This is a genomic window from Lutimaribacter marinistellae (assembly GCF_042648365.1).
GTDB classification, from domain to species: Bacteria; Pseudomonadota; Alphaproteobacteria; order Rhodobacterales; family Rhodobacteraceae; genus Lutimaribacter_A; species Lutimaribacter_A marinistellae.
The window spans coordinates 1-6,049 of record NZ_JBHRXI010000041.1 but is presented as its reverse complement, the minus strand read 5'-3'; the positions used below and the strand labels follow the sequence as shown (position 1 = coordinate 6,049).

The window sequence follows — 6,049 nt, the reverse complement described above, 5'->3', positions numbered from 1 at the left end:
AGATCGACGATCCGCCCGTCATTGCGCGACGGCTGCCATGCGGCCTGCTTCTTCAGGAGCTTGAGCACCGGATCCATCCAGCCCCAGTCGCGGTCGGGGAACAGCGCCAATCCGAGCAGCTTCAGACTCTGCATCTCGCCCCGCACCGTTGAAATCGCGACCTCGCCCCTGCGAAACGCGTGCTGGCGCGCGTCGAGCCGCAGCGGCACCGTCCGACGGGTGACATCCTCGGCCAGGCCGTTCTCACGGCAGAAATCGAAGAACGCCCAGGCGGATTGCAACCGCGATTGCAGCGTGTCGATCGTCCACGCCTCGACGAGCAGCCCGTCGTTCAGCCCCTCGGGACAAAAAAACAGCTTGGGCCTTGCGGCCGTTTGCCAGGGCTCCGGCAAACGGTGCCAGTTGCGCGCGATCTTGCGCTGCAGAGCTGCGCGCTTGCTCTCGACCTCGACTCTGGTCTCGCGCCCGAAGACATTGGCCTCCGGGAAGACCGCCTGCAGTGCCTGGCGGGCGGCGCCCTGCATTTCCGGACGCAGATCCCCCAGCCTTCGCTCGACCAGGCTCGGCGTAATCAAATCGGGCGGCAGATCGTCCTGCGCCGCAGCCCGAAGCCAGCGGCCGAGGCCTTGCTCCAAGCGCGGCCGCTGGTGACCCGACGCCTCGGCAAAGGCGGCCTCGAAGCGCGCCCGGATGTCTCCGGGCCAGTCCCCGGGCGGCATGGAAAGTCGGTGTTTCGGCATGGTTCAGTTCTCCAGATCCTGTTCCAGAACGACCCGGAAATCGACATGCGACATCACCCGGCGGCTGTATTGGTCGAGCAATTTCAGGTAGTTCTTCTGCGCGACGAACTTGTTGACCTCGGCATAATATGAGCGGGTCGTCTCGATCCTCTTGTGACCCAGAACCTCCTGCACGAGGCCCATTGCGCTTGGATCCATATCCAAGATCACCTTCCCCGCGATATGCCGCATCACTTGCAAATCCATCCGAAGCTGGCAGTGCTTCCAGATATGCTGTCGGAACCGCTGGCTGAGCTTCTCCCTCGTCATGTAGCCGAAGCCCGGTGCGTAGCCGCCCTCTTTTCCGCGCTCCTTGCGTTCGCGCGCGGCCCCGGGAAACAGGTGCTCGTTCTCCGGATGCGCCCTGGCGTGTTCCGCAAAGACGGGGCGATAGACGGCGATGAACCGTTTCAGCATCCGCGCGGTCTCGGGATCGATGGTGACATGCACCGATCGCAGGTTCTTCATTTCCGAAGCCGGCAGGATCAACGTTCCCTTGCCTTCTCCGATCGGCAGACTCAGATGGCTCTGGTCGCCGAAAGCGCGGAGGCGGGCGAGATTGCTCCGCCGCAGTGGCGTGACGCGCTGTTCGAGCTGCGCGATCACCGCCGACCGCGCCAGCCCCGCCTGCGCCAGGGTCGGCCTCTGCCTGCCCTGCCGGACCCAACGTTCGGCCTGTTTCCACAATTCGCCCGGTGCCTCGAACCAGCGCCGGAGCGCCGACTCGTCGTTGAATTGGCGCAGCATGTTCTCGTGGTGTCTGCCGATCTTGCGGTCTTCGTAGACGTAGCCAACGGAGCCGTCGGCTTTCAGCTTTGACCCGACAACGCTGGGATCGAGCTTGAGCGTCAGCGCCCGTACCGGTTCCAGGAGCGCTTCGTGCAGATCGCAGGACTTACCGACGGAGTAGAGCGCTTGAACGATAGAGCATTCGTAGCGCCCCTTCTTGTGCGCCTCCCAGCTCTCCCCCCGCGCTTCGACGCGGGCCCTGCGCTTCGCACGGATCGCCGCCACAGTGGCCAGCAGGCACTCTTGTGTGAACAGGTCTTCGAGTGCACGCGGCTTGGGTTTGACCGCCGCGGCTGTTTCAGAAGCGTGCCACACGCGCTTCACCGCGTCGCGCAGGTTGCGCTGGGTTCCGGGCTCGCGCGTCAGAATCGGTTCCGACACCGCGCCGCCGACCACCAGATCCCCCAGCCCCAGATCGTCTTCGTCCTCTTCGATGAAGGATGACCAGGGCAGATCGCCTTGCGGCGCCACCATGCGGTCTGTCAGCGCATCTACTCGTGCCCGGATGGCTTCGGGCACGTCGGACCAGGATACGTCCGGCAACCGTTTCCCTGACCCTGCATTTTCGAACAGCGCGGCCGCCAGGCCCGTTTCTTCGACTGCCTCGGTCCAGATCCGGCCCGCCCGGCGCAGCTTTTCGCGGTGGCTGTCGGACTTCGTGGCGATCTCCTGTGCCGTGAAGTCTTCGAGGAAGCTTCGATGGACCTCGCCCGGAACCAGCCCGTCGCGGTCAGCCCGCAGCGCCAGACGTCGGAATATCGCGAGTTCGGCTTGCGCATGATCCGGTGTCCGATCCGATAGCTTCTTCAAGAACTCCCGCCAGACCTTGGGAAGGGTCTCGACATCCGCTTCGCGCCCCGAAACCGCATTGGGATCCACGAGCTTCACCGCAGAACGGATCAACGTGAGCTTGTTCTTGAGCGATTTCGCCGAAGTCACGTTCAGGTCTTCCGGCCGCAGCCTGCGGAGAAGCGGCTCGATCAACACCGCGGTGGCCGTTATCTCGCCAGGCGCGGTGGCTTGTTTCGCAGCCAGCTGCCGCAATGCGTTTTCCGTTCGCTGCGCGGCATCCTGCGGCAAAACCGACCCGGATGCGGCAATGGCATCTTCGAGCGTCGGCAGCCGTCCCCGCAACCGCAAAGCCAGCTCCCGGCGCGACATGTCCGCCCAGGCCCGCTCCGCGCGGCGGACATCGCTCAGTATCTGACTATGCCGCGCGCCGAGCTTCTCACGCAACTCCGGCGTGACATATTCGAGCGCATGGAAGAAATCCGACGCGGTCAGGTCCGGTCCCCCGGTCAGCGCCGCGCGCAGGGTGCGCACGGCGGCGATGGTTGCCGCCCGCGTGTTGGCGCTCATCTGCGTCAGCCGCAATACCGCAATCACGTCCGCGGTCGAGCCGCCGGTTTGAGAATTGTCCAGCATTTTTCTTTCCTTTCATGGTATGGTCAGCGATGGTTCGGAAACCCGTTCACGACGGAAACGGGCTTGCGGACCATCGCTGACCCCCACGACAGGGGCGGACACCCCCTGCCCTGCCGCGCCACCGCGCGACCCGGGGCGACACAGGACGACACCGGGGCGCAACGGGTGGTCCACATTCCCACACAATGGAGACCGGCTGCTTTCCCCGAGAGGAATAAGGCATTGAAAATATGATACTTTATTCACCGTCGTTTTCCGACATGCGAACGCAATAATCGACCCAAATCGATTGCATTTCCTGCTCGATGCCTTGGAATTTCCAGAGCGACAGCGCGGTGATCTGCCAGCGGCCGTTTCGCCACTGCGCCTTCAACCGACCGTCTTTCAGATATCGCTGCACTTGCCGCTCTGACTTTCTCAAGAATTCCGCCGCTTCGGGGGTCGTGTAAATCTCATCGGGGGCAACGATCATTTTTGTTCTCCTTTCGGCCTCAGTCGAAAAGGAGATGCGCACGTTGGTGACGGATCAAAAATTCAGGTTTGTTTCCCGCAGGCGGCTGCGCGCTAAAAATACGTTTCCGCGAATCCGAGACCGGGAACCAGAGGAACGCTGGATAGTATCAAGAAAGAGCCCTGCCGTGCACTGGTCGCTCACGCGCAGCAGAAGCCACATCTGGGCTGGGTAGTCGTCCGGTGCGGCGGAAGGTTCAGGCGCAGTCCGCTTAATGAAGGCCTCGACAATTCCGGCGATGTACTCGGGCGGCATCGCGCGCTCGTTGAGCGCAAGCCCCGGAATAGCCGAACAGCGAAACCGTCATCACTTATCTCGGCCCGCCGTAGCAAGTCGGCCGTGATCTCTCTGAGTTTCTCATGCTCTTCCGCGCGTCGACCGACGCCACGGCAAACAGCCAAACGCTATCCTCAAAAGATCGCGACCAGTGACGCCCAAAACGCCTCGCTCGCCTCGCGCCTCCAGCTTCGCGTGATCAAGACTTTCAAGCATTTCGATGAAGGCGTGCAGCCATGCAAGACCCTCATCCCGCCTCCGGCGTTCGAGAACCGGTGCCGCTCGTAGCTGATGGAGGGTGTCTGCATCGACGTACTCTACGTTGTTATCAGAGAGCAGGCGACCGCCGCCCGCTTTACGTGACAACTCCTCGACGGGGGCAAATTTCCTGGGCGACATAATGGAAATGCCGCCCCGGGACCGGGACGGCATTTTCAATCTGTCTGCGCTTCGGCTCAGACGAAGGGTGTGTCGTCGACCTCGACGCTGGTGACGCCCCAGGCCCAGGTGACATCCCTGACCTGCCGGAATTCGAGAACGTTGTCCCCGATTTCCAGGTCGGCAACGCTCAGTTCCAGTTGGTACGCTTCCAGCCCGTTGTTCACGCCAGCGTCGAGGAAGCCGGCGCTGTTTCCGTTGAGGAACACCTCCACCTCGTTTGAGAAGTCGATGTCGAAACCTTCGAAGAAGACGAACAGGTCCTCGCCGGTGCCGACAAACGCGAAGGAGGCGGCACCGTCGGGATCGGTCGTCCCATTGAACTGGTTGCCGTAGTCCGTATTGTCGCGCAGCCCACGTTCAAGGCGGGCGTCGGCCGTCTCGTTCTCGCTGATCATGACGTCCGTGACGCCCCAGGCCCAGGTCACGTTCGTGGCCTGCTTGAACTCGATGACGTTCTCACCGGCTTGCTGCTGGGCTGCGCTGATCTGGAACTCGTCGTAGGACAGACCGTTGTTCACCCCGCGACCCAGGAAGCCGAGGCTGTTACCGTTCAGCACCACCTCGACCTCGTTGGAGAAGTCGACGTCATAGCCCTGAAGCGACAGCGTCAGATCCTGGCCGGTACCGGTGAACGCCGCCTTGACGATACCATCGGCATCGGTCTTGCCGTCGAACTTGTTCCCGAAGCTGCCCGTCTCGATCTGATCCGGGACAAGACGCATGTCCGCATCAGCCTCGACGCGCAGATTGGTCACACCCCAGGCCCAGTTCACGTTCCGAGCCTGAACGAATTCCAGCACGTTCTCGCCGTCCTGCTGCTGGGCCGCAGTGATCAGGAAGTCGTGAGGCGACAGTCCATTGTCCACGCCCGCGCCGAGGAAGCCGATGCTCGTGCCGTTCAGAACGACCCGAACCTCGTTGCCGAAGTCGATGTCGAACCCGTCAAGCGAAACCCGGGCATCGACGTCCAGCCCGTCGAAGGTATAGGCGACCCGCCCGTCCAACGCAGTAGTTCCGTTGAAGTTGTTGCCCTGTTCGGTAGTATCGGTTTCCGCGATGGTCAGCGGAATACGATGATCGAGCTTGATATCGGTGACACCCCATCTCCAGTTGACATTGGTGTTCTGCACGAACTCCAGGACGTTGTCCTCGGGCCGGGTCGCCCCGTCCTCGAAGACGATCCGGTAGCTTGCAAGACCATTGTTCACGCCGCTTTCGAGAACCTCGACCACCTGGCCGTTGAGCCGGACGGAAACCTCGTCGTCGAAGTCGATGTCATAGCCCTTGAAGGTCAGCACATTCTGCCCGTTCAAGGCATCGAAACGCGCCTGAACGACACCGGTCGGGCTGACCGCGCCGTTGTAGTTGTTCCCGTACTTGCCGGTCTCGACCACCTCCTTGGTCAGGGTGAAATCCGGGCCAGCCACGGTCACCGCGACACTTGCAAGCGCAGACTGGGCACCCTCGCCATCCTCGACGATGACTGAGAACCCGGCAGACAGCGACGCGTCGCCATCCTGCACGAAGCTGACATCGCCGTTCACTACATCCTGCAGGATGAAGCTTGTCGCCGCGACACCGCCGACGCGAACCTCGCCATTGGTGCTCGACTGGACCATGAAGGTCGCCGTGTCCTCGACATCAGGATCGACGGCCGTCAGATCCGCAACGGTAACCGTCGTCGATCCGAAGGGAGTCACCGACAACTGAAGATCACCGCCAATCACCGGCGCATCGTTCACCGGGTCGATGGTCAGCTCGAACGTGCTGCTCACGCTCTCCGTGCCGTCCGAGGCGATCACCTCGACGTTCACCGCGCCGTTGAAAT

The 6,049-nt window shown here is 62.3% G+C and carries 4 protein-coding genes; all 4 read right to left on the bottom strand.

Annotated features, from left to right (window positions below):
• Window positions 1-740, bottom strand: a 740-nt coding sequence (locus ACFORG_RS20365) for a hypothetical protein (RefSeq protein WP_386737411.1), incomplete at its 3' end; no start/stop codon positions are given.
• A 3-nt stretch (window positions 741-743) separates the two neighbouring features.
• Window positions 744-2,993 carry a hypothetical protein gene (locus ACFORG_RS20360; RefSeq protein WP_386737410.1) on the bottom strand — a complete coding sequence of 750 codons (2,250 nt, stop codon included), beginning with the start codon at window positions 2,991-2,993 and terminating at the stop codon, window positions 744-746.
• 238 nt (window positions 2,994-3,231) lie between these two features.
• Window positions 3,232-3,465 carry a helix-turn-helix domain-containing protein gene (locus tag ACFORG_RS20355; RefSeq protein ID WP_386737408.1) on the bottom strand — a complete coding sequence of 78 codons (234 nt, stop codon included), beginning with the start codon at window positions 3,463-3,465 and terminating at the stop codon, window positions 3,232-3,234.
• Window positions 3,466-4,235: 770 nt separating this feature from the next.
• A partial coding sequence (locus ACFORG_RS20350; RefSeq protein WP_386737407.1) for a cadherin-like domain-containing protein occupies window positions 4,236-6,049 on the bottom strand: 1,814 nt, incomplete at its 5' end.